General features: G+C 50.2%; 23 protein-coding genes, 1 tRNA gene and 1 riboswitch. Of the genes, 16 read left to right on the forward strand and 8 right to left on the reverse strand.

Features of this window, described 5'->3' with window-relative positions:
* Positions 1–75 precede the first annotated feature (75 nt).
* Complete coding sequence (locus tag D6024_RS12525; protein WP_121354973.1) at positions 76–1,341, reverse strand: homoserine dehydrogenase; 1,266 nt, start codon at positions 1,339–1,341, stop codon at positions 76–78.
* A 12-nt stretch (positions 1,342–1,353) separates the two neighbouring features.
* The gene (locus D6024_RS26705) at positions 1,354–1,776 is read right to left on the reverse strand and encodes a hypothetical protein (protein ID WP_162944737.1); all 423 of its coding nucleotides are present in this window, start codon (positions 1,774–1,776) and stop codon (positions 1,354–1,356) included.
* Positions 1,763–1,879: riboswitch (SAM riboswitch) on the reverse strand. (Overlaps the previous gene by 14 nt.)
* A gap of 233 nt (positions 1,880–2,112) precedes the next feature.
* On the opposite strand from D6024_RS26705, the gene rpsA reads away from it, so the two are divergent.
* Positions 2,113–4,092, forward strand: coding sequence for a 30S ribosomal protein S1 (gene rpsA / locus D6024_RS12535; RefSeq protein ID WP_121354975.1), 1,980 nt, complete (start codon positions 2,113–2,115; stop codon positions 4,090–4,092).
* Positions 4,093–4,289: 197 nt separating this feature from the next.
* On the opposite strand, the gene D6024_RS12540 is transcribed toward rpsA, so the two are convergent.
* Positions 4,290–5,009: an SIMPL domain-containing protein gene (locus D6024_RS12540; protein ID WP_121354976.1), complete on the reverse strand. Its 720-nt coding sequence runs from the start codon at positions 5,007–5,009 to the stop codon at positions 4,290–4,292.
* 171 nt (positions 5,010–5,180) lie between these two features.
* Here D6024_RS12540 and D6024_RS12545 point away from each other — a divergent pair, with 171 nt between their 5' ends.
* Positions 5,181–5,900, forward strand: coding sequence for a lysophospholipid acyltransferase family protein (locus tag D6024_RS12545; RefSeq protein WP_240410022.1), 720 nt, complete (start codon positions 5,181–5,183; stop codon positions 5,898–5,900).
* 260 nt (positions 5,901–6,160) lie between these two features.
* Here the strand turns inward: D6024_RS12545 and D6024_RS12550 are convergent, their stop codons facing one another.
* Together D6024_RS12550 and D6024_RS12555 are read right to left on the reverse strand one after the other, a co-directional pair.
* Positions 6,161–6,448 carry a DUF1330 domain-containing protein gene (locus D6024_RS12550; protein ID WP_121354978.1) on the reverse strand — a complete coding sequence of 96 codons (288 nt, stop codon included), beginning with the start codon at positions 6,446–6,448 and terminating at the stop codon, positions 6,161–6,163.
* 1 nt (position 6,449) lies between these two features.
* Positions 6,450–6,968, reverse strand: a complete 519-nt coding sequence (locus D6024_RS12555) for an acyl-CoA thioesterase (RefSeq protein ID WP_121354979.1) — start codon at positions 6,966–6,968, stop codon at positions 6,450–6,452.
* Positions 6,969–7,110: 142 nt separating this feature from the next.
* Here D6024_RS12555 and D6024_RS12560 point away from each other — a divergent pair, with 142 nt between their 5' ends.
* The 7 genes from D6024_RS12560 to D6024_RS12590 all read left to right on the forward strand — a co-directional run bounded on the left by D6024_RS12560 (position 7,111) and on the right by D6024_RS12590 (position 13,628).
* A complete protein-coding gene (locus D6024_RS12560) occupies positions 7,111–8,340 on the forward strand; it encodes a proline dehydrogenase family protein (protein WP_121354980.1) in 1,230 nt (409 codons plus the stop codon).
* A 67-nt stretch (positions 8,341–8,407) separates the two neighbouring features.
* Positions 8,408–8,482: transfer RNA gene (locus tag D6024_RS12565), tRNA-Val, on the forward strand.
* 279 nt (positions 8,483–8,761) lie between these two features.
* The gene (locus D6024_RS12570) at positions 8,762–9,694 is read left to right on the forward strand and encodes an NmrA/HSCARG family protein (protein ID WP_121354981.1); all 933 of its coding nucleotides are present in this window, start codon (positions 8,762–8,764) and stop codon (positions 9,692–9,694) included.
* Positions 9,695–9,856: 162 nt separating this feature from the next.
* Positions 9,857–10,540, forward strand: a complete 684-nt coding sequence (locus tag D6024_RS12575) for a hemerythrin domain-containing protein (protein ID WP_121354982.1) — start codon at positions 9,857–9,859, stop codon at positions 10,538–10,540.
* 181 nt (positions 10,541–10,721) lie between these two features.
* Positions 10,722–11,777, forward strand: a complete 1,056-nt coding sequence (locus D6024_RS12580; RefSeq protein ID WP_121354983.1) for a sensor histidine kinase — start codon at positions 10,722–10,724, stop codon at positions 11,775–11,777.
* Positions 11,774–12,859 (forward strand): sensor histidine kinase, encoded by a 1,086-nt coding sequence (locus D6024_RS12585; protein ID WP_121354984.1) that lies wholly within the window; start codon positions 11,774–11,776, stop codon positions 12,857–12,859. Before D6024_RS12580 ends, D6024_RS12585 begins: the two co-directional genes overlap by 4 nt.
* A 1-nt stretch (position 12,860) precedes the next feature.
* Positions 12,861–13,628, forward strand: a complete 768-nt coding sequence (locus D6024_RS12590; RefSeq protein ID WP_121354985.1) for a LytR/AlgR family response regulator transcription factor — start codon at positions 12,861–12,863, stop codon at positions 13,626–13,628.
* Positions 13,629–13,714: 86 nt separating this feature from the next.
* Here D6024_RS12590 and D6024_RS12595 read toward each other — a convergent pair whose 3' ends face one another.
* Complete coding sequence (locus D6024_RS12595) at positions 13,715–16,780, reverse strand: ligand-binding sensor domain-containing protein (protein ID WP_162944738.1); 3,066 nt, start codon at positions 16,778–16,780, stop codon at positions 13,715–13,717.
* Between the two features lie 274 nt (positions 16,781–17,054).
* Between D6024_RS12595 and D6024_RS12605 the strand changes: the two genes are divergently transcribed.
* From D6024_RS12605 to D6024_RS12635, 7 genes are all read left to right on the forward strand, one after another.
* Positions 17,055–17,834, forward strand: a complete 780-nt coding sequence (locus tag D6024_RS12605; protein ID WP_121354988.1) for a DUF5602 domain-containing protein — start codon at positions 17,055–17,057, stop codon at positions 17,832–17,834.
* A gap of 214 nt (positions 17,835–18,048) precedes the next feature.
* On the forward strand, positions 18,049–18,843 hold the full coding sequence (locus D6024_RS12610; RefSeq protein WP_121354989.1) for a thymidylate synthase: 795 nt from the start codon (positions 18,049–18,051) through the stop codon (positions 18,841–18,843).
* A complete protein-coding gene (locus D6024_RS12615; RefSeq protein ID WP_205573273.1) occupies positions 18,840–19,355 on the forward strand; it encodes a dihydrofolate reductase in 516 nt (171 codons plus the stop codon). The genes D6024_RS12610 and D6024_RS12615 overlap by 4 nt, the downstream gene beginning before the upstream one ends.
* 8 nt (positions 19,356–19,363) lie before the next feature.
* Positions 19,364–20,161, forward strand: a complete 798-nt coding sequence (locus tag D6024_RS12620) for an O-methyltransferase (RefSeq protein ID WP_121355360.1) — start codon at positions 19,364–19,366, stop codon at positions 20,159–20,161.
* Between the two features lie 29 nt (positions 20,162–20,190).
* On the forward strand, positions 20,191–21,315 hold the full coding sequence (locus D6024_RS12625) for a Re/Si-specific NAD(P)(+) transhydrogenase subunit alpha (RefSeq protein WP_121354990.1): 1,125 nt from the start codon (positions 20,191–20,193) through the stop codon (positions 21,313–21,315).
* A 4-nt stretch (positions 21,316–21,319) separates the two neighbouring features.
* A complete protein-coding gene (locus D6024_RS12630; RefSeq protein ID WP_121354991.1) occupies positions 21,320–21,628 on the forward strand; it encodes an NAD(P) transhydrogenase subunit alpha in 309 nt (102 codons plus the stop codon).
* 37 nt (positions 21,629–21,665) lie between these two features.
* Positions 21,666–23,135: an NAD(P)(+) transhydrogenase (Re/Si-specific) subunit beta gene (locus D6024_RS12635; protein WP_121354992.1), complete on the forward strand. Its 1,470-nt coding sequence runs from the start codon at positions 21,666–21,668 to the stop codon at positions 23,133–23,135.
* A gap of 2 nt (positions 23,136–23,137) precedes the next feature.
* Here D6024_RS12635 and D6024_RS12640 read toward each other — a convergent pair whose 3' ends face one another.
* A complete protein-coding gene (locus D6024_RS12640; protein WP_121354993.1) occupies positions 23,138–23,848 on the reverse strand; it encodes a DUF3307 domain-containing protein in 711 nt (236 codons plus the stop codon).
* A gap of 1 nt (position 23,849) precedes the next feature.
* The gene (locus D6024_RS12645) at positions 23,850–24,479 is read right to left on the reverse strand and encodes a hypothetical protein (protein ID WP_121354994.1); all 630 of its coding nucleotides are present in this window, start codon (positions 24,477–24,479) and stop codon (positions 23,850–23,852) included.
* Positions 24,480–24,636: the final 157 nt, after the last annotated feature.

The following is a 24,636-nucleotide window of genomic DNA, read 5'->3' on the forward strand; positions in this document are numbered from 1 at the left end:
GTCTGTGCGGTTGTAAACCCCTCCCTGGAGGGTTTGGGGAGGCCACCAATCCCTCTTCTGGAGGGCGGGGAGGCCTTAACTCAAAGTAACCCCTGCTAGTTGCAAACTCACTTTTTTGATCGATTGCGCCACCCGGCTTTCTTTTTCGATCAGCGCTTCGGGCTGCAAAATCACCGAAACGGATCGATCGGCAAACCAGCTCGCCGAGCGAAGCTTATCGGCATGAATGACACCGCGGATATATTGGCGTTCGGCAGTGCTGTGGTATTCGGTCACTTCTTCAAAATCCCATTTGTTCACGTCTGTCCAGGCCGAAAATGAGACAAACACATCCAGGTAAAAATTGTGTGTCAGGGCATTTTTTTCGGGCCGTTTCAGTTTTTTGTATTCGTACTGGTAACGGTAGCTGAAGGCAGAAATATCCGAGATCACAGCCGAAGATGTAGGGTAGCGTCCAGCGCCTTTGCCGGAAAAGAATTGCTTGTCGGCCAGTTTGCTTTCGATTGTAACACCATTGTATTCGTTGGCCACATGGAACAACTGGCTGTCGGGCCGCACAAACTGCGGCAGCACAAAAGCGGCCACCTTTCCGTCGGCCAGTTTCCGCGCCTGTGCCACCAGCTTGATGCGCAGGCCTTTTTCGCTGGCATAAGCCGCATCTTTCGCATGCAGCCGGGTAATACCCTGCCGCAGAAAATGGCCAGGCTCTGTAACGATACCATAGGCATGCGCCAAAAGGATGGTGAGCTTGTTGGCGGCGTCGAAACCTTCCACATCCAGTGAGGGATTGCTCTCGGCAAAACCTTTTTGCTGCGCCTCCAATAAAGCTTCCGTATAGGTTAGGCCTTCATTCAGCCGCGTCAGGATATAATTGGTGGAACCATTAACAATCCCGGAAATGCTTTGCAACAGGTCGTTGTCGAAATATTCTTCCAGGTTGCGGATGACCGGTATACTGCCGCAAACGGCTGCTTCGTACAGGAAGGAAACATTGTGTTCTTCCTGCAGGCGAATCAATTCGGGCAGGTGCTCGGCGATCAGCTTTTTGTTGGCACTGATGACCGATTTACCACGTGTGAAAGCGGTCGTCACAATTTTATACGCTTCCTCCGCATCGTCGATCAGTTCGACAATCAGGTTGATTTGCGGGTCGTTGAGAAGTTCCTCGTAATCGGTGGTGAACAGGTCGGCAGGGGCATCCCGTTTTTTCTCCGGGTGCTTGATACAGATTTTTTTGATTGTTGCATGAAGAGAAGGTGTTTGCCGAAGCACATGAAAAATACCTTCACCGACAACACCAAAGCCAAATAATCCGATTGTCAGGGGTTGATGTTCGCTCATTCGAATATTGTTTTATACTGTTTTCAATTTTGTTTGTTGAATAGCTGGAAACGAGACTTCCAAGGCATTCACCCGCCACTTTTCCGCTGGAATGGATTTCTGTGTCATAGCCAGGTGGCTTACAAGGCTATTCATGCCGGCAGTTTCCTGCACGAAAGTGGAGCCAAGGTAAATTGGTGCGGCAGCCGTACCTGTTTGCGGATCGACCGGAATGCTTCGTAAAATTCTTATTGTACTGCTCATCTTGCTTTTCGTTTTCGCCTTCGGTGGTTGCTCATTACTGGAGGAAAACGTACCAAGAAAGGAGAGGGAGAGGTTTAACGGGAAAAGCTTTTCCGTTTCTGGCAGACAATAAAAAAGCTCTCCCGATAAATCAGAAGAGCTTACTATTTTTTTGTTTGTTGAAGTAAAGCTTTGATCTGACTTATCTGTCACGCAAATCCGCGTGATGGAGTTGGCACCTTACCTCACTGTTTGCACAGCGGGCAGGTTGTCAAGGCGTCAAAGGGCCATTTCCCTCAGCCTTTCTTGATAAGTAATCTGTAAAGAACTGGCGCAAAGATAAAAGGGAAAGTGTTGGAACAACAAAATTTTATTTTCTGGCTTTTACCATTTTTCAGCAGAACCAATGGGCCGCGATCATTTCCAAACTTTGCATGGTCTTAACAAAATTGGCATTTTTCCCCGGCAAAAACCCCAACCGCCAGACCCCAAACTCCCAACCCATTTCTTATCTTTGCCGCCCCGGATTAAAAACCTCCCGGGATTTTTATGGAAGAGAATCAAATTAATAACCCAAACGCTGAAGGTCAGGAGACCACTCCGGCGGCTGAACAGTCGGCCCCTGAGCAGTCTGCAGCGACACCAAATGCCCCTGCCGCAGAAAACGTTGCCAGCAACGTGAAAGTAGAAGAGCCGGTGAAAGAAACACCTGCCGCTCACGACGATTTCGACTGGAGCGTAGACAAACGCAACGTAGCTTCTTACAGCAACGAAGAAAAAGAAAAGTACGACAAGGTTTACGAGAACACGTTCGTACAACTGAACGACGGTGAAATGATCACCGGCACAGTGGTTGGTATCACCAAAACCGACGTGGTGCTGAACATCGGTTTCAAGTCTGACGGCCTGGTTCCCCTGAACGAATTCCGCGACATCCCCAACCTGAAGGTGGGCGACGACGTAGAAGTAATGGTAGTGGAAAAAGAAGACCGGGATGGCAACCTGCACCTGAGCCGCAAGCAAGCCCGCATTACCCGTGCCTGGGAGCGCATTGTGGAAGTGCACAAAACAGGCGAAGTGGTTACTGGTACCGTTACCAGCAAAACCAAAGGCGGCTTGATCGTGGATGTATTTGGCATGGAAACCTTCCTGCCGGGTTCTCAGATCGACGTGAAGCCTGTTACCGACTACGACCAGTTCGTAGGCAAGACAATGGAGTTCAAAGTGGTGAAGATCAACGAAGCCATCAAGAACGCCGTTGTATCGCACAAAGCACTTATTGAAAGCGATATCGAAGCACAACGTGCACAGATCATCGGTCAGCTCGAAAAAGGCCAGGTACTGGAAGGTACTGTCAAGAACATCACCGACTTCGGTGCGTTCATGGACCTCGGCGGCTTAGACGGTCTGCTGTACATCACCGATATTTCATGGGGCCGCATCAACCACCCTTCAGAGGTGCTGAAGCTGGACCAGAAAGTGAACGTGGTGGTTCTGGATTTCGACGACGAGAAAAAACGTATTTCTCTCGGTCTGAAACAACTGACCCCGCATCCCTGGGATGTGCTGCCTGAGAACATCAAGGAAGGAGAAGTGGTTACCGGCCGCGTAGTCAACATCGAAGACTACGGTGCGTTCCTCGAAATCCTGCCGGGTGTGGAAGGTCTGGTACACGTATCAGAAATCACCTGGGCCAACACACCGATCAATGCGAAAGAGTTCTTCAAGCTGGGCGACGAGCACACAGCGAAGATCGTTACCCTTGATAAAGATGCCCGCAAAATGAGCCTTTCTATCAAGCAACTGTCAGAAGATCCCTGGACTGACATCGAGAATAAATTCCCTGAAGGCAGCCGTCATACTGGTGTAGTGAAAAACATCACTCCGTACGGCGTATTTGTGGAGCTGACTGCCGGTATCGGTGGTATGATCCACATCTCTGACCTGAGCTGGTTGAAGCGCTTCAATCACCCAAGCGAGTTTACCAAAGTTGGTGAGAACATCGACGTGGTGATCCTGGGCATTGATAAGGACAACCGCAAACTGCAACTCGGTCACAAGCAACTGGAAGAAGATCCCTGGAACACCCTGCAAGACACCTTCGCCGTTGGGTCTATCCACGAAGGAACGGTTATCCGCAGGGACGACAAAGGTGCCATCGTTCAATTGCCTTACGGACTGGAAGGCTTTGCGCCCAACCGCCACCTTGCCAAAGAAGACGGCAAGAGCGTCGGTGCTGATGAAACAGCCGAATTCATGGTGATCGAATTCGATCGCAATGAAAAGCGTATCGTTGTTTCGCATGCACGAATCTGGGAACAAGCAGCCAACGATGAACGTGATGCAGCCCGCAAGGAAGCCCGCGTTCAGTCCGAGCAAACCAAGAAAGCAGTGAAAAACCTGCAGAACAAGGTTGAAAAACCAACCCTTGGCGACCTCGGTGCCCTGGCACAGATCAAAGAGCGTTTACAGCAGGAAGAAAAAGGCAAAGCTGCCGGTGGTGAAAACACCCCCGAAGCTGGTGCGTAATTCCGAAACATTCTTACATACAAATCCCGCTCAAAAGACGGGATTTTTTATTGTCTTTGAACCAGGATGACTAGCATGCCTGCGATAAATGGGATAAAAGAGGAGGGCCGTTCAAACTTGAACGGCCCTTTCCTTTTTTGGAAGAACATATAACCCCTCACATCCAATCCATCCACATAAATCCCAGTTCAAAGACATTATTTCAGCGCAAAAACGACCGTTACGTCGTACTTGATCTTGATCTTTTTAAAATCAGCCTGCTGCTGGTCCGGTGCACTTTCGGCCTGGTCCATGGCGGCATTCTTCATGGCCATTACCCGGCTGGCACCGGCATAGTAAGGCTGGTAAAATTCACTAGGTTCATTGATGGTTACGGCTTCGCCGATTTTTTCATTGATGGCATCCGTCAGGTAAGCCGCCTTTTCTTTTGCATTCCGGACCGCATCCATTTTCAGGCGCTTTTTCAACTCTTCCAGTTTGCTGTAGGATGTCCGTTGGATAAAAAAGTTCTGGGTGGCGTTGTCGTCCAGTTTATCAACCAGTTGGTCCACCTGTGCGCTGTTGCGAAGCTTTACCTGGTAGGTAATGGAAGAATACAGTTCTTCTTTTTTGTTCTTTTTCCGCCACCAGGGGTTACCGTTATAGCCGCTATAATACGCAATTGTAACGGCGGAGTCGGGCAGGCCCATCGATCGAACGGCGGTTAAAAAGTCCTGGCGTATCTTTTCAATCCCGATTTTACCGCCACCTTTTTTGTCGTATTCTTTCAGGTCAACCTGTACATAAATTTCATCAGGTGCAATCTCGGTTTCGGCAGTGCCCGACACCGTGATGGTGCGAGGGTAAGGATTTCGTTCCTGTGCAAACGATGCAACTGTCAATATGGAACCGGCCAGCAGGAGAAAAACTTTTTTCATGGCATTTATTTTTTAGGTAGATGACGCAGGCAAACACTTTACACAAAGAAAGAGAAAACCGGCGACGGGCTTAACAATTTCTAAACATGTAACTTTAACCCTTTAATTTGCTTGCACATGACTTTTTGGAGAAAAATTGCCGGAAATAATTGGGTCCGGAAACTCGTCTACATGCTTGTCGGCATCTTTTCGTATCCCGGTATCGCCATCGTCAACAAACTCAAGATCCGTGGCACCGAACACATTGCCAATCTGCCAAAAAACAACGTTCTTTTTGTTAGCAATCACCAAACCTATTTTGCCGATGTCATTACCTTTCTGCACATTTTCTGTGCGGTAAAATGGCGAAGGCAAAACCGGTTGGGTATTCCGTTTTACCTGCTCAACCCGTTCACACGGGTCTATTACGTAGCAGCCGAAGAAACCATGAAAAGCAGCTTTATCAGTCGCCTGTTCACGCTTGCCGGCGCACTGACTGTCAAGCGCACCTGGAAAAAGGATGGAGTTGAAAGCCGGCGTGGACTGGACCCGAGCGACACCCGGAAAATTGAACGGGCTCTCGACAGTGCATGGGTCATCACGTTTCCGCAAGGCACCACCAAACCATTTGCGCCTGGCAGGAAAGGCACAGCTCTCATCATCAAACATTGCAGGCCAACCGTGGTGCCGGTTGTGATCAGTGGCTTCTGGCGTGCGTTCAATAAAAAAGGACTGAAGTTCAAAAAGAAGGGCACCCTGCTTTCGGTTACATTCAAAGCCCCGTTGCAGATCAACTACGATGCGCCGGCTGAAGAAATACTGGCCCAAATCATGGATGCCATCGAACAAAGCAAAAAGTACATGCTGATGGGTGCACACCACTGGAAAACCGCAGAGGAAAAGGCGGCGTAGAGAGAAGAGGATATTGGGATATTAGATATTGGGATATTAGATATTAGGATATTAGATATTAGGATATTGGATGATGAATAGACAGTGCATAGATTGGTGTGGAAGCAAAGGATATGTCCAAGGGAAAGGAAGCCGTGAAAAGAATCCTGTTTGCCTTCAAGACAATGATTTTATTGCAACGCAAAATTGCCGGTTTGAACCAAACGATTTTGGTTTTGACGTTTCATCCTAGTCAACTCACGAATCCCGGCAATCTTAGTTCAGACACCTTCCACCAAAATCATTTTCGTTGCCGCATTGCGCTGGCGGATTTCCTTTGCCGGTGTATACTCAGGCGAAGACCACCATTCTCTCGCCAATTCTTTCGTCGGGAATTCCAGCACCACGATCCGTCCCGGCTCCCACGCACCCTCAAGCGTTTCCGTTTGTCCGCCGCGAACGATAAACTTTCCACTGTATTTGACCAGCGAAGGCCCGGTCAGTTTCTTGTACGCTTCGTATTCTCCCGGGTTGTGAATTTCCACTTCAACAATGATGTAGGCAGCCATTTTATTTTTCTTTGATAAACAATGCTTTTAATTCAAGTGCTTCATCCGGATTCATCTTTCCGCCGAGAATCAACCGTAGCTGGCGGCGGCGGATGGCTCCTTCAAATAACCGCACTTCTTCTTCGGTTTCCGGAACCAGTCCCGGCACCTTGCGTGGATTGCGGTTGGGATCGAGGGCGACGAAGGTGTAGTACGCTTCGTTGCTTTTGTATTTGTATTGCTGTGTAAAATCTTCACCCCACACACGCAAATGCACTTCCATGGAGGTATTGAAAGCCCGGGACACTTTGGCTTCAATGTGCACCGTGTTTCCCAGTTTGATTGGATTTTCAAACGAAATATTATCGACTGAAGCCGTCACCACCGGTGCGTTGCAATGGCGCTGCGCGGCGATGGCTGCGGCGATATCCATCCAGTACATCAAGCGACCACCCATCAGGTTCCCAAATACGTTGGTGTCGTTCGGCAATACAATCTCGGTCATCATGGTGTAACTGTCGGATGGCTTACGAGGATTCATAACAGCAAAAATTTGCGCAAAGCTAAGCGAAGAAGAAGGAAAGTGGGCATTTCGACTAGAGATGAATGGTCCATGGTGGCGATTCAAAGAGGTGACTTTCGCTCTTTTCTGCTTCCAACTCTTCACTTAGCTTTGCCACTCGATGAACAAGACCATATCTTTCGAAAACACTGCGATTGCCTTTGCTCCCAAATCCGACAGCGAATTAAAACATGCCCATTTTCTTTTTTCCCTGATGGGTAAACCCTGGCTGGTAAAAGCCGGTGCAAAACTGGCCCCGTGGTCGCTCAATGCCGGACTGCCCGTAAAAGGCCTGATTCGCCAAACGATCTTCCGCCAGTTTGTTGGCGGTGAATCGCTGGAAGAAACCATTCCCGTTGCAAACAACCTGGGCAAATATGGCGTGCAGGTGATCCTGGACTACGGTGTAGAAGGCAAGGAAGGAGAGGAGGCCTACGACCACGCACGGGACGAATTTATCCGTGTCATTCAATTTGCGGCAACGCAGCCCAATATTCCGTTTATGAGTGTGAAGGTGACAGGCTTCGCCCGTTTTGGTTTATTGGAGAAGCTGGATGCACTGATGCACGAAGCGCCGGAAGACACCCTGATCAAAAAATACAACCGTGCACTGATGAAACTTTCGGCACCGGAAGTCAATGAATGGAACCGCGTGCAGGAACGTTTCCGGAAAATCGGTGAAGCTTCTGCAACAGCGGGAATCGGTTTTTTGGTGGATGCGGAAGAGACCTGGATACAGGATCCGGTAGATGCGCTGACGATGCTGATGATGGATGAATTCAACAAAGAAAAACTCGTTATTTACAATACCGCGCAACTCTATCGCCACGACAGGCTCACATTTTTAAAGCAGTGCTATGAAGCCGCACTGGAACGGAGTTTTCTGCTTGGGATCAAACTGGTACGGGGTGCCTACATGGAAAAAGAAAGAGCGAGGGCAGCGGAAAAAGGCTATCCTTCGCCAATTCAACCGACGAAGGAAGCGACCGACAAAGACTTCAACGAAGCAGTCCGTTTTTGCATCGATCACCTGGAAAACATAGGTGTGATCGTGGCCTCGCACAACGAACGAAGCAACCTGCTGGCCACGCAGCTATTGGATGAGCGGGGCTACCCGCACAACCATCCGCATGTGCATTTCAGCCAGTTATATGGTATGAGCGACAACATCACCTTTAACCTGGCTGCATCCGGTTGCAGCGTTAGCAAATACCTTCCCTTCGGGCCGATCCGCGACGTAGTGCCTTACCTGATGCGCCGTGCACAGGAAAACACATCCGTCGGCGGACAAACCGGTCGTGAGCTGGTGCTGATAAAAAAAGAACTGAAACGCCGGAAAATGGAAAGATGAAATCATAAAATGTAAAACCGGATTCCCTATCTTGCAGCCCGGTTCTTCATCAATGAAATGCATTTGGGGGCTGTTAGCTCAGTTGGTTCAGAGCGCTACTTTGACAGAGTAGAGGTCACTGGTTCGAGCCCAGTACAGCCCACGACAAACCCAGGAGGCCGCCTTTTCAGGCGGTCTTTTTTTTGCCTTGCCTGCGCCCTTTACCGGTTCTTTTTTCAATCACTCGCTATAAACGTGCATTCGGCAGGCCCGCATCAACAATTCAAACAAAAAAAACAACGGTTGGTCCCAAATGTCCGACAGTTGGTAAATCACCTCATTGCTTTTTCGTTTGCCGAAACGAAATTTTGTGGCCCAATCCAGTCCCGCCGTTTCCGTGCTTCCCCGGCCCTTTTATTTTCACCCAATAAATTCATTGCTTATGCGAGAAAAGAAAATCATTTTGGTAACTGGTGCAACCGGTGCACAGGGTGGTGCCGTTGCCAGATCCCTTTTGCAACAAGGGCATTTCGATGTACGCATCTTTACACGTAATGCCGATTCGCCGGCCGCATCCAAACTGAAACGCCTCGGTGCGAAGGTGGCAGAAGGTGATATGCACGATAAGCACAGTTTAGAGGCAGCAATGAGAGATTGTTACGGCGTTTTTGGCGTCACCGATTACTGGGAACACGGCTACCGGGAGTACACGCTGGGAATGAATCTCGTGGTAGCCGCGGCTGTCTGTGGCATCCGGCACCTCGTCCTGCACACGCAACCGGACTACAGGGCACTGAGCGGAGGCGAACTGGATGTACCGCAATGCGATATCAAGGCGGCTTTCCGTTCGTTCAGCGAGGACCTTCGCTTGCCTGCCACCTACCTGCAGGTTCCCTTTTATTACGAGAATTTTCTCAAACGCTTCCCGCTGCGACAAGACCAGTTTGGCACCTACCAATTCAGTTTTCCGCAAGGCCACACGAGGATGGCAATGGTCAGCGTTGAAGACCTGGGGCCTGTGGTAGCCACCGTTTTTACACAGCCCGGCCGCTTCCTCGGCCGAACCGTTACTGCCGTAGGAGCCGACAAAACATGCAACCACTATGCAACGGCAATGCAGCGGGTGTTGGAGCTTCCGGTTCATTACAATTACGTACCATGGGAGCTTTACCGAAGCCTGGAAATGGGTGGCTCCGACGAGTGGGCCAACCTGTTTGAAGCACAGCGCCGGTTTGTTCCGGACCGCGAAGAAGATCTGAACGAATCGTACCGGATTCACCCCGGTATGCAGCCTTTCGAGAAGTGGCTGCGGAAGTACCGGGATCAATTCATCGATGCGATGGAAGAGCAGCTGGTCGATACGGGGATTTATTAAAACGGCCAAAAACCTGTCTTTCGTGCCGGAGCCATTGCCTCCGGCATTTCTATTTTGCATTTCATCCCGCCAATGCCGCAATTCATCAATCTTGGCTTTTTCAACGGTAACTTTCGTAGTCAATTTTGTGTCAAAGAAGACAGACCAGCTAAACGCGACGCCATGAACCGCTACAACCTTTTCCACAAAATCCACAAAGGCCTGAGGGCCCTTCTGTACGATACCAGCATGCTCTTGCAGCGAACCGATTTTACCCTTGCCGAAGAAGCGGAGGAGGCCATCTGTCGTGTACAGTTTGCCGTCTCTCTTTTCGATCAGTTTCAACAGTCGGAAGATAATTTTGTTCTTCCTGTCATGATGGATTACGAACCCGGGCTGGCCGACTCGTTTGAGCACGACCATGAAGAAAGCTACGGAATGGGCGAAAAGCTGCAGCGCCTGGCAGGTGACTTTCAAGCCGCAACCCTGCCTTTTGAAAAAATTGCCATCAGCGGAACCCTTCTTGCCCTGTTTGAAGAGTTTACGCTTTTCAGCATTCTTCACATGACAAGGGAAGAGCAAATCGTCAACAAAGTTCTTTGGCGTTATTATACCGATGCGGAGCTGCAAAAAATTTCCTGGAAGATCATCAACGCCGCTGAGTCGCCCTTTATCATGCCTTACAACAAGTGGATGTTTCGTGGATTGAACAACAACGAAATTATTCGCTGGCTGAAAGAAGTGAAAGAAACGGCCAGAGAACGGGAATTCGAATCGCTGCTGAAAACCGCGGAAGCCGAACTGCATCCCCAACGTTGGAGCCTGTTGCAGGATGTCCTGCTCACCGGCCGGCTCCTGGCCAACTAAAACCCGATAATACGACGGTTCATTACCAGCGGCTGGCCTGCACCACCTGTTTTCCACATCTTCAAATATTTCTTTTCCGCTATACAATTCATACGGGGTTTTCAACAATTCATCCCGCTCTTGCACAAAACAGCAAAGCTCCCTTCGCCTAAATGTGAAAAAGGGTTTAATTTGAAATAGAATGAAGTTGCGGCTCCCTCAATACAGCGGTAAAGACCACCTGGTTCTGGCAATCATTTTCCTGCCGCTAACCATGGGATTGAACGCCATTATATTCGGCGGACGTTATTTTACCCGCTGGGATATTTTTCTTCCAACGACCTTGCTGACCTCCCTCGTCTTTTCCGTGAACTACATCATCTGCTCAGCATTTTCCATCTGGCTGAAAAACCGTATGCCGGCCGAAAGGCAAACGAACCGGCGCCTACTTTACATGATCGCCCTTTTTGTTGCACTGAGCGGCGTTTTCCTGTTAACGGTTTTTCATGGCTACGAATTTTTCCCCTCATTCAGTTATACGTTCAACGAAAAGAGGTTTACTTGGGCCTACATGGGTATCGCCATCATCGACATTTTTATGGTCATCCTCATGGAAGGTATTTCCAACTATAATCACTGGCGGGAAAATTTGAAGGAAACTGAAAAGCTGAAAAAAACATTCAAGCAAAGCCAGTTGCTTGGCCTGAAAAGCCAGGTCAACCCGCATTTTCTCTTCAACAGCCTGAATACGCTTTCGTCTCTTATCACTGAAGACGAAAAAGAAGCGGAGACCTTTCTCAACGAAATGACCAAAGTGTACCGCTACCTGCTGCGAGGCGACGATGAGCAGTTGGTACCGCTGCAAACCGAATTGAAATTCATTGAAGCCTACAATCACCTCCTGGACCGTCGTTTCGGGCAGAGCCTGCAGGTGCAGTTGCACATCCGTGAAGAAGACAAAACGAAGTTGATCCCGCCGCTTAGCCTGCAGGTGCTGATTGAAAATGCGTTTACCCAGAATAGCATGAGCAAAACCGATCCGCTGGTGATCCGCATTTCGACCAATGGCGATGATTTGGTGGTGCAAAACAGCCGGAAGCCCAAATCGATCAGCAATGCTATCGATTTTGAAGCCGGCCTGGATAACCTGGTAACCAAGTACCGTTTACTGACGGCAGCGGAGGTGGTGATACGTGACGAAGAGTCGGAGCGAAGCATTTACCTTCCCCTCATTGAAAAAAAAGGAGTGGTGGCATGAACCCGGTATTAAAACCAACCCGGCTCCAGGTGTTCAGCTTTATTGCTTCCATGCCGGTGATCGATGTGGTACTGAATTATGTGCTTTACGAAGAACGCCTTTTCCATGATGGCAAGATCTGGCTCTTTTCTTTTCCGCTCATTTACCTAGTGGGAATTGGCAGTTGGCGATTGCAGGTGGGAATTCAAAACTGGATCCACTATAAATTCGAAGGGTTGAAGCAAACTCGGAAGCGCATTGTGCTCCTGGCTGCCTTGATCATCCCGGTTATGTCGGCTTCCGTCATTGCCATACTGCTGGCCTATGATTATTTTTCAATCCTCGGCTACCGCCTGAAGCCCGACGACATACAGTATATCCTCCTGGTTGGTTTTGGGGTCAACCTCATTTTTGTTACATTATACGAGGTGGATTATGTGATCGAGCGGGTAAAGGAAACTGTGGTGGAAAAAGAAAGCCTGCAACAGCAGGCCTTGCAAAACGAGTTTGACATGTTGAAAAACCAGGTCAACCCGCATTTCCTTTTTAACTGCTTCAATACGCTTTCTTCACTGATCTCCGAAAACAAGGAAAGAGCCGAAACGTTTTTAAATGAATTGAGCAAGGTGTACCGCTACCTGCTCCGCAACAACGAGGACGGCATGAGCACCGTGGAGAACGAGATCAAATTTATCCGATCCTACTACGACTTGCTGAAGACAAGACACGGCGATGCCCTGCAACTGACCGTCGACATCGACAAACGGTATTTCCCTTATCTTTTGCCTTCGTTAACCCTGCAACTGCTGATTGAAAACGTCGTCAAGCACAACCAACTGTCCAAAACCCACCCGCTCGTGATCGAGATCTTTACAACGGCGGGCAACCAACTGGTTGTGAACAACAACCTGCAGCGACGAACGCTAAAAGTGCCAAGCAACAGGGTAGGGCTCGAAAACATCAAAGCGAAATACGAAATACTTAAACAGAAAGGCTTCCAGGTGATGGAAGACGGGAAGAATTTCACCGTGGTATTGCCGCTGATCTGGAACAACCTGAACGAAAAGGGAACAAAAATCCTGAAGGAATTTAAAACTGCCTGATATGAACATTTTGATCGTCGAAGACGAAGAATTAGCCCAAAAGAAACTGCAAAAAACACTGGCCGCGGTTGATTCGTCCGCACAGGTTGTCGGTATTACCGACAGCATCCAAAGCACGGTTGAATGGCTGCGCACCAACAGCAACGCTGATCTCATCCTGATGGACATTGAACTGGCCGACGGGCAAAGCTTTGAGGTCTTCAACCAGATCGACGTAAAAGCGCCGGTGATCTTTACCACGTCTTACGACGAGTATGCCCTGAAAGCATTCAAAGTAAACAGCGTTGATTACCTGCTCAAGCCCGTACAAACCGAAGACCTGCAGGCCGCTCTCACCAAGTACAAAAAACTGTCGGAAGGAACCCGGAAAAGCGACCTGAATTTCGAGTCGCTGGTGGCGCAGATCAAACAACAATTGCAACCGAAAGAATACCGCAAGCGCTTCCTGGTAAAGCACGCCCAAAAACTGGTATCGGTAGAGGTGGAGGAGATTGCCTATTTCTACAGTGATGGACGCCTGAATTTTTTCAAAACCTTCGACAACAAAAAATTCGTCGTTGACTATACCATGGACGAACTCGAGGAAATGCTGGACCCCGCCGCTTTCTTCCGCGTTTCCCGCTCGTTCTTTGTCTCCGTCAATGCCATTGAAAAAATCGACGATTATTTCGGTAACCGCCTGATCCTCCAGCTCAACCCGGCTGTTGACAAAGAAGCGCTGGTGAGCCGCGAAAAAGTGAGCGATTTTAAAAAATGGATGGGGAAATAAGAGAAATCAAAAGGCAAAATTCAAAAGTCGGGATAGTGATACAGCCGAGGGTATTCTTTCTACATTTGATTTTTGCCTTTTGATTTTTACAACGGCAATTGCAGCAGGAACACCGAGCGGCTTTTATGTACCTGCACATCAACTTTCGCTTTCAAGTCATTTAACCGCAATTCCAGGTCGCGACGCTGCAGGAGGTTATTCAACTTCTGCATATTGCAACAGTCGTTTTCAAATTCAATCGTTAGCAACAATTTGCCCCGTTCCGTGGTCAGGTGAACGATGCAGCTCCTCGTGCCGGCATCGACCAGGCTTCGCAATCCTTCTTTGAACAACAGGAAGGCTTCGTGGCGGGTCTTCATGTTTAGCTGAAGCCTTTCCACTTTTCGGTCGATGAGCAATTCGATCACAACGCCATTGCGCTGCATGAGCGAATCGCAAAACTCCCGCATGCGCTGAATGGTCTTGTCCATCGCGTCGTTTTCCGGGTCAAGACTCCACAGCATATCGTCCAGCGCAATGATCATGTTGTGGCTCTTGTTATGGATTTGCTCCAGGTAGTCTTTGGCCTTTTGCGGTTCCCGTTCCGATTTGAGCCGGGCAATTTCGCTGAGAATATTAATGTTGTTTAGGGCGGTATTCACTTCCTGGTGCAGTCCGCCGGCGATATCGGTTCGCACTTTTTCCAGGGCTTGTTTTTTCATGGAGCGCTGGCGGTCGAGCCAGAAGAGAAGCAGGGCCACAGCCACTGCTAATAAGGTATAGAACCACCAGGTCTGGTAAAATGGTGCATTGATGTAAATGGGCAGCGCTGTCACGGGTGACGTTTCGCCTTCAGCCGTAATGGTGCGCAGCAGCAGTGTGTACCTGCCGGGAGGCAAGAACGGAAAGCTGGCGTTGTTGTCTTTTTCCGCTGTGCGCCATTCCTGGTCGAGTCCTTCCAGCTTGTATTGAATCAGGCCAGAAGCCGTGTAGGTCAACGAAGAGAAATCGACGATCAGCGAGTTTTCGGTAGCACCAAGCCGCAGCCTGTCCAGCTTCAGCACCGAATCAACCGGCAACTCCCGGCGTCCTACCTGCACACTGGTAAGAACCACTTTTTGCGGGTGAGTTGAGAATTTTACTTCGGTCGGGTTGAAGTGGATAAACGAATTGTCTGTACCGAAAAGCATGCGTCCGTTTCTCATCCGGTAAGACGCCGCCATGATAAACCGGTCGTTGGCGATACCGTCTTCCCGGTTGAAAAAAACCATCGTATTCCGGGAAGGTAGGAAGCGGAAGATCCCGTTGTCGGTGCTGATCCACAGAAAGCCATCGCCGTCTTTCGCGAGGGACGCAATCGATCCTAAAACGGCACCGGGAAGTTGTTGCTGGCGGATCTGGTTGGTGTAGCGGTTAAATACATAAAGCCGTGTCGCCGTGCTGACATAAACCAGGCTGTCATCAAATGGTAAAACGCTGCTGAAACCCTCCACGATCTTTTCACTGTCGGCTTCGTTCCGGTTGTTCCATTGAAAGCGGACCTGTCCTGTTTCGGATTCAAACGCATAGACTCCTTTTTTTTCCGAGGTAACCCAAACATACCCTTTCGGATCTGTCACAACACGTGAGATATGCTCATCGCCCAGTTGCGAAATTTTCACCAAAGAGTCGCGGCCGGTTTTGCGTGGCGCAATCCATTTGAACAAACCAAAGCGCTGCATGCCCAGCCAAAGATTGCCCTGTCTGTCTTCGGCAATCTGGCGCACCGTCTTGTTTTGCAAAATGGAAGGATTCCGATAGGTCATAACGCCTTTCGCCTGGTCGAGCTGGAAAATGCCCGGCTGGCAGGCCATCCAGATCGTATTGCTGTCGGATGACGCACACATGTTCCAGACAGAGGCCCAGCCATGCAAGGCATCGTCGCGAAAATTCAGCGGCACTTCCTTCCACTGTTTATTATACCGGAAAATGCCGTCGCCCCAACTGCCCGCCAGTACATCACCGTTGTTCAATTCCACGAACGACATGATGCTGCCCTGGCCCGGACCGCCGGTGTGTTTGTTCAGGTGAAACACATTGCGGAAATATTGCTGCGAGGGATTGCAGCGGTAAAGACCGTTGTTGCCCGTTGCGATCCAGACATTTTTTTCGCGGTCTTCATACAGCCCGGTAATACGGTCGTAAACAATCCCCAACCCGCTTTGGGAGTCGCTCCCGATCAGGTCAAATTTGTTATCGTTTTCATTGTATTGCGCAAAAACCACGGTACCGTAAACCCAGATCCGCCCGTCCTTCTGCTCCGCAAATCCATGCACTTCGTTGTAGGTTTTCAGCGTCGAAATAAATTCGAATAACCTGACTTTCCTGCCGGATTTCCCGGGCTCGAACAGAACGACGTGCGGAAAATAACCCTGGTCCCAGCTTTCGGCCCACAATCTTCCCTTGCTGTCGAACAGGAAATGACTCATGGACGGAAACCGTTGCAGGCTGTCGACGCCGGCTTCTTTTTCAACATTGTTGCCGGCATAACTGTTCCGGCCCGATTGACGGTTGACGACAACCACACCGCCGGAGGCCAAACCAAGCCAGTATTTCCTTGTGCCGGGTTGCTGTGCAAGGCCGGTAATTTTCCATTCGGGTTTGAGGTGAAAGAAATCAGTGGCAGGCACAAAGGCTTTTTGTGTTGTGTCGTAGCGCAACAATTCGTTTCCATGAAGCAGGTAAAACAGGTTGCCTTCGTTGTCTTTCACCAGCGCCTTGATGGCCCACAAAGAATTTGTACGCTGCACCTTCACCGGTACGGATGTATACGTAAAATGACGCTTGTCGAACAAGCCCACCTCGCCATTGGCTGTAAGCAGCCAAAGATTGTCCGCGTTGTCAATGACTACCTGGAGAATGAAATTGACGGGAAGAGAGAACGGGTCATTGTCGCGGTGTTGAAAATTCTTGTAATGAATACCGTCATAGCGTTGAAGGCCGTTGTTGGTGGCGATCCACAAATAACCGGTGCGGTCCTGCACAACACTCCGGACTTCGTTCGACAATAAGCCATTGCTCATTGCATAATGTGCAAAGGTGTACGGAGTCAATGGCTGCGCAAAGGCAGCACTCCAGATAAAGCAGGTCAGGAAGAAAAGGCGGCGGAACAAAGGGCAGACTTGTTTTCTCAAATGTACAGGATTTGCCGTCTTCGATGGAGTTGTTCATCCATTGAAAAACGCAGTTCATTCAGGCAAATCAGCAATTGATACGGGGGTACAGGATGGCCTGCAACCCGGTCATCGCATTGCTACAGATGCAGCGTTTGCGCAAGCACGAGAAAGCCGATCAGATGATTAAAACATTTCATGCTGCAAGAAACGCATTTCATGCACCATCACCTTTTACGCTGTCTGGCGCAAATCCATTTTTGCGTCTCAAAACCAAACCAAACGAACGTTTACAATGAAAAAAATCTTCCTCTTCGCTGCCGTCGCACTTGTCGCTCTCAGCTCCTGTAAAAAAGATGCAGACAAAAAAGAAAAAATTTTTAAAGGTGAAGTCAAGCCCTTTCAAATGGGAAAAGCATGGACCTGGTATGAAGTTGATGAAAACGACAACCCGGTGCGTTTGGCCATTACCATCGATGACGCCGCGATGAACAGCCTGTCCGCAGCGACAAGCGACGGCGATGGCGACAGTCATCACATGGAGAACAGTCTTTCACTGGCCCTTCACCCCAAAGCGCTGGCCACACCGTTCAAACACGTGATGCTCGACTGGAATCCCGCCGGCCACGAACCTGTTTTTTACATGAAACCACATTTTGATTTTCATTTTTACGAAACAACAGAGGCCGAGCGGCTTGCCATTCCGTTGTACGAACAGGCACCAGACAAATTTGACAACGAGCCTGCCGCCGCCTACCTGCCGGCAAACTATATCAGCACACCGCAGGGCGTACCGCAGATGGGAAAACATTGGGTTGATGTGACCTCTTCAGAATTCACACCGGCCGGTTTCAACCAGACATTTATCTATGGAACCTACGATGGCAAAGTGACTTTCTACGAACCGATGATCACAGAAGAATTTCTGAAGGCCAACCCGTCGTTTGAACGGAGTATTCCACAACCGGCAAAATTCCAGTCGGCAGGTTGGTATCCCACCAAAATGCGGATCGCCAAACAAAACGGCACGACCAACATCATCCTGGAAAATTTTGTGAAGCGCCAGGCAAACTAAACGCAACCCTCGGCCACAAAGGCCGGACTATACCCAACCAACTGCAAAGGCAGCCCCGTAAGGCTGCCTTTTTTTGTTCTTCCACCTGAAAACAGCAGGAAGGACTCACCATTTGCTTTCTCTACACAAGTTTTCCAGAGCCCACCGGTCATTTTGTGTTTGCATTTTGCCTGCTTGTCATCACGGTTTACTTTTACCGCTGATAATTGTGCGTATGCAGCAGTATTTACAGCTTCTTCAACATATCCTCGACAACGGCGTTGAAAAAAATGACCGCACCGGCACCGGCACCATCAGCACGTTTGGCTACCAGATGCGCTTTAACCTGCAGGAAGGTTTTCCACTGGTCACAACAAAAAAGGTGCACCTGAAAAGCATCATATATGAATTGCTCTGGTTTTTGCGTGGCGAAACAAACATCGCCTATCTCAAGGAAAACGGTGTGAGCATCTGGGACGAGTGGGCCGATGAAAACGGGGAACTGGGACCTGTGTATGGAAGGCAATGGCGTAGCTGGCAGGGTCCGCAGGGCGAGGTCATCGACCAGATTTCGGATGTGATCGAACAGATCAGGAAAAATCCAGACAGCCGCCGGCTCATCGTCAGTGCCTGGAACGTTGCCGAATTGCCCAAAATGGCTTTGCTGCCCTGCCATTCACTCTTCCAGTTTTATGTGGCCGATAACAAACTCAGTTGCCAGTTGTACCAGCGAAGCGCCGATGTGTTTTTGGGCGTGCCTTTCAATATTGCTTCCTACGCCTTGCTCACGCTGATGATGGCGCAGGTCTGCGGCCTGGAACCCGGCGATTTCGTACACACGTTTGGCGATGTGCACATTTACAGCAATCACCTGGAACAGGTGAAGTTGCAGTTGAGCCGCACGCCGTTCCCGCTGCCGACGATGAAACTGAACCCCGCCGTCAAAAGCATTTTTGATTTCCGGTTTGAAGACTTTACGTTGGAAAATTATCAATCCCATCCAGCCATTAAAGCACCCGTTGCCGTATGATCGTGAGTTTATTGCTGGCGGCTTCCGAAAACAATGTCATTGGGAAAAACAACCAGCTTCCCTGGCACCTGCCGGACGACCTGAAATATTTCAAAAACATGACCTGGGGATTGCCGATCCTCATGGGCCGCAAAACATTCGACTCCATTGGCAAGCCGCTTCCCGGCCGGAAAAGCATCGTTATCACCCGCGACAACAACTGGCAGCACGATGGGGTAGAGCCGGTCCATTCGCTGACGGAAGCAATCCAAAAAGGAACGGATCTCGGTGCAAAAGAAATTTTTGTGATCGGCGGCGCCGAAATTTTCAATACCTCGCTTCCCATCGCCAGCCGGATTTACCTCACCCGGATTCACCATGAATTTGACGGCGATGTTTTCTTCCCGGAAATCGATACACAGGAATGGGAATGTGTCGCCACCCGATTTTGTGCCGCGGATGAAAAAAACGCTTTTGATCATACCTACCAGGTTTGGGAACGAAAGCAGGAAACGTCGGTCGCGGCGAAATGAAAAACACCATGTATTCTAACCTTCAACTGGCCGGTAAATATATCCGTTACATCCTGTCGTCGCTGAATGGCAAAGGACACGGCATGCATTCGCCTTTTGTTTTCCAGTTTATTCTTCATGTGCTGAACAATCGGTCAGGGTATGAAGCGCCAGCGACCGTGGAAGCCTTGCGCACGGAACTGCAGCACGATCAGCGACTGCTGGACATTGAAGATTTCGGTGCCGGCTCGCGAACCGCTGCACGGAAAAAAAGACACGTGGCCGAACTGGCCAAAACCGCATTGAAGCCAAAGCGCTATGCGCAACTCCTGTTTCGCCTGGTAAAACATTACCGGCCGCAAACGGTGCTCGAGTTGGGAACATCACTGGGAGTCACGACTGCCTACCTCGCTTCCGCCAACCCGGCTGCTTCAGTTACAACGATCGAAGGAAGCGAGGCCATCGCCGCCGTGGCCGGCGAAAATTTTGCAAAACTGGGGTTGAAAAACGTCCGGCAAAGAGTGGGCAATTTCGACAACGTTCTTCCATCCTTATTAGCGGAAACGCGATCGTTGGATTTGGTTTACATCGACGGCAATCACCGGTTCGAACCGACCCTCGCTTATTTTCAGCAAGTGCTTCCGTTGGTTCACAACGATTCGATCCTTGTTTTCGACGACATTCACTGGAGTGCCGAAATGGAAAAGGCATGGGCAGCCATTCGGCAACATCCCGCCGTGCACTGCACGGTTGACATTTTTTTTCTGGGATTTGTCTTCTTTCGCAACGAGTTTAAAGAAAAGCAGCATTTCACCATTCGTTTCTGACTATTCCAGTATTTGCCTAAATTGAGCACATGATAGTTGGCATACTCAAAGAACCAGCCGTTGAAACGCGAGTATCCTTTTTACCGGAAGCCGTAGCCACGTTAACAAAAAAAGGAATGACGATCCTGGTGGAAACCGGCGCCGGCGAACGTTCAGCGGCAACCAACGCTGATTACGAAAAGGCAGGAGCCCGGATCTGCGAAAGGGAAGAGGTGCTGTCACAAAGTGAAATCCTTCTTTCCATCCATCCACCCGGCGACACGCTTTCCCCCGCAAAAATTTTAATTGGTCACTACCAGGCGTTGTACGAGCCCGCTTTGATGACCCGGTGGGCACAGCAAGGTCTAACCGTTTTTAGCATGGAACTGCTGCCCCGTACCACCCGTGCGCAAAGCATGGACATATTGAGCTCGCAGGCAAACATCGCAGGCTATAAAGCCGTACTGCTTGCGGCAAATTTGTACCCGCGTTATTTCCCCATGTTCATGACCGCCGCCGGCAGCATTGTGCCCGCGAAGGTTTTAATACTGGGTGCCGGTGTGGCCGGCCTGCAGGCTATCGCAACGGCACGCCGTCTCGGTGCCGTCGTGGAGGTTTTCGACACACGACCGGCTGTGAAGGAAGAAGTGCAAAGTCTCGGTGCAAAGTTCATTGAAGTGGAAGGTGCAGCCGATGCGTCCACTGCCGGCGGCTATGCCGTGGAGCAAACACAAGAGTACCAACAACGCCAGCAACAAAAAATAAAAGAAAGCCTTGCCAAGGCTGATATTGTGATCACCACGGCGCAAATTCCCGGGAAAAAAGCGCCGGTGCTGGTGACCGAAGAAATGCTGAACGGCATGCGCAACGGCTCGATCATTATCGACATTGCTGCGGCGACCGGTGGCAATACGCCGTTTACCAAAAACAACGAAACCGTCGTGTACAACGGCATCTCCATCGTGGGGGAAAGCAACCTGCCGGCCACCATGCCTTCCGATGCCAGTAAACTATACGGGAAAAACATTCTCAACTTTTTGCAACTGCTCACGACGAAGGAAGGCACGATTCAACTCAACTGGGACGACGACCTGGTAAAGGGAACTTGCGTGACACACAACGGGGAGATCGTGAACGAGAGAGTCAGGAGCCTGGTTGCACAACCGCAAATTTAAACACATGGGAATCATCAACTGGATTGCAGCGAACGAACAAATCATTTATATCGTCATCCTGATGATCTTCGTTGGCATTGAAGTTATCGGCCGCGTACCGAGCGTCCTGCATACACCCCTCATGAGCGGCGCCAACGCCATTCACGGTGTCGTCATCATCGGCGCCATCATCGTGATGGGCAAGGCGGAAAGCGATAACTACCTGGCTTTGGGTCTCGGCTTCCTGGCCGTTATCCTCGGCACACTCAACGTAGTGGGCGGCTTCGTGGTGACGGACCGCATGCTGGAGATGTTTCGGAAAAAGAAAAAATAAACCGGGCTGCAGAACTGCAAGGAATTAATCGGTATTTATGGAAGTCAACATTCTTACGCTTTGTTACCTGATTGCCGCCGTTACGTTTATCGTCGGCCTGAAAATGCTTTCACACCCCGAAACGGCGCGCCGGGGAAATGGCGTGGCAGCGGCTGGCATGACTCTCGCCATTCTCGGGACCATTTTTCTTTACAAGGATAAAGACGCACCCGGCGGACTGCACAACTACAGCTGGATCTTCGCCGGTATTTTGATTGGTGGCATCATCGGCACAATGGCGGCCAGGCGGGTAAAGATGACGGCTATGCCGGAATTGGTTAGCCTGTTCAATGGCATGGGCGGTGCCTGTGCGGCGCTGATCTCGCTGATTGAATTCGGTCACCTGGCCCACAACAATTTCGAGACAACAACAGTCAATTCGGTTGTGACCGACGTCTACGTGTTGAACAATGTTTCCACGCAACCCGTTGCGACCGGCACCGTCCTTATAATTCTTCTGGGACTTATCATCGGCTCCATTTCGTTTGCGGGCTCTGTCATTGCCTGGGGAAAGCTCAATGGTAAAATCAAAGACTATTCTTTCCGCGGGCAGCACGTTATGAACCTGGTGCTCCTGGGACTTCTCGTTTTGCTGGCGGCATACATTATCGGCTGGTTACCGGTCCATGCCTCCCTGTATTTTTACCTGGTGTTTGCCATGGCGCTGATCTACGGTGTCTTTTTTGTTCTTCCCATCGGCGGCGCCGATATGCCGGTTGTGATCTCCCTTCTCAATTCATTTACCGGCGTGGCTGCGGCCTGCGGTGGTTTTCTTTACAACAATAAAGTGATGCTCACCGGCGGTATTTTGGTGGGTGCGGCCGGAACGCTGCTCACGATCCTGATGTGTAAAGCCATGAACCGTTCGCTGGGCAATGTGCTGATTGGTTCGTTCGGCAGCCCGAAGGGCGGCGCGACACAAAACAAGACACAGGGGTTGTATAAAGAAATCAGCCTGGCCGATGCGGCCGTAGTGATGGCTTATTCCAACAAGATCATGATCGTACCGGGTTACGGCCTGGCGGTGGCACAGGCGCAACACGTTTGCCACGAACTGGAAAAACTGCTGACCGAAAAAGGCGTGGAAGTCAGATATGCCATCCATCCCGTGGCCGGCCGTATGCCGGGACATATGAATGTTTTGCTCGCCGAAGCAGATGTCAACTACGATAAATTGCTGGAGATGGAAGTGGCAAATGAAGAATTTCAAACAACCGATGTCGTGCTGGTGCTTGGCGCCAATGACGTGGTGAACCCGGCAGCCAAATCCGATTCGTCGTCGCCCATTTACGGCATGCCTATCCTGGATGTGGAACTGGCAAAGACCATCATCGTCAACAAGCGAAGCATGAAGCCAGGTTATGCAGGCATTGAGAACGATCTTTTCTTCCGTCCCAAAACGTCCATGTTGTTCGGCGATGCCAAAAAAGTGCTGCAGGACCTGATCGCGGAGATCAAAAACGTATAAGCTTACAATCCGGCAATACGGGCTGCCACAAAACCGGTCAGTACGGCCAGCCCGAAACTGATTAATGTCCCGATCAGGAGATATTCCGTTTTGACTTCCTGCCGGTTGGGTTCATTGAATCGCAGGAGGCTTTTGGCCGTCAGCAGAAGTCCGACCGATGCGTATTGGTGGTGAATGACCAGCGCCAAAATAAATACCCGCTCAATGACGCCGATCCATTTCCCGGCATTGCCCAAGCTGTCGCCGTCCGGGATTTGAGCCCGCCATTTTCGCGTCAATTGCCCAATCAGGATCCCGGCCGGCTGTGTTACAAAAACAAACGCTGTCACAAGCACCCAGTGGGGTTTGGTATTTGCCTGCAGCACCATTGTTTTGATGGCGGCGAGATCGAAAAACACGGCAAGCCAGCAGGCAAAAATAACTGTGAGATGCAGGGCCTGGTCGACCAGGAAATAGCTCACCGTTTCTTTTTGATATGATTTCCACCCATCGATCAGCAGGTGGGTGACGAAGATCACCGCGACCACCGGCCAGGAGGAGAAGCCCGTCATCAGCCCGGCAACGGCTGCCGTCAGCAGGCAATGCAGGTAAAGGTGCACGGAAGCAAAATGTTTGGCTTTCCGGCTTTCGATCCAGGAACCTGGCTGTAAAATAAAATCGGTGGCAAGATGTGCCAGCAGGAGTTTTGCCAGCCACATGATTTGATCGTCCATACTACAAAATAATTGCCTGTGTCAATGTTTGATAATCGTTCGCGAGGCTTTCCAGGGCCGGCCATCCTGCCGCCTGCGCATGCTGGTGAATCGTGGCCTGCGATTTTTTCAGCGCCTTCGCCGTTTCCATCTGTGTTTTTTGGGAAAGCAGTTCGTTCACCACGGCTGCCTGCTTAAGCGTCATCCGCTCAAATATAAAGTCGGTGAAGCTGGCAACGACATGCAGGCCCGTGTTGATGACAGCCTGTTTTTCCGGCGCCGCAATCAGCAGGCGGTGAGCGGTTTTGAGTTGCTCAAAAAGCCGGCCGGACAAGACAAAGGCTTCGTCGGTGGCGGTGCGGATGGCATGCACCGGTGCTTTTACATGGCCAATGCCAATGGCGGCGCGGATATCGCTGGCAGGAGAGGCGGATCCCGTTTCAAGTTTCAGGGCGGCAACCCGCAGCTTCAGCAGGAGTAGGTAGGCCTCCCCGGCCGATTTGAGGTAGACCTGGAAGCTGTCGCCCCGGAAGAACTCATGCGGGTAAGGGGCCATCACAGCCTCCAGCTTTTTCAGCAGCTTGTTCAGGATGGGTTTGGGAAGCCGGGTAGAAGCAACAATGTCGCCGGTAATGACTGCACTGGTGGCCATGCACGTTTTTTTTCGAAATTAGGCTTTATTACCGATAATTTAAAAATAACGTATTTAAATACGATAAATGACAATAATTGGTTTAAAAGCCGAAATGTGCAAAAGCGACGGTGTGCGGACAACAAACCAAAAAATCGAACGGAGCACATTCAAATCT

Source organism: Flavisolibacter nicotianae (genome assembly GCF_003628535.1).
In the GTDB taxonomy this organism is placed as follows: Bacteria; Bacteroidota; Bacteroidia; order Chitinophagales; family Chitinophagaceae; genus Flavisolibacter; species Flavisolibacter nicotianae.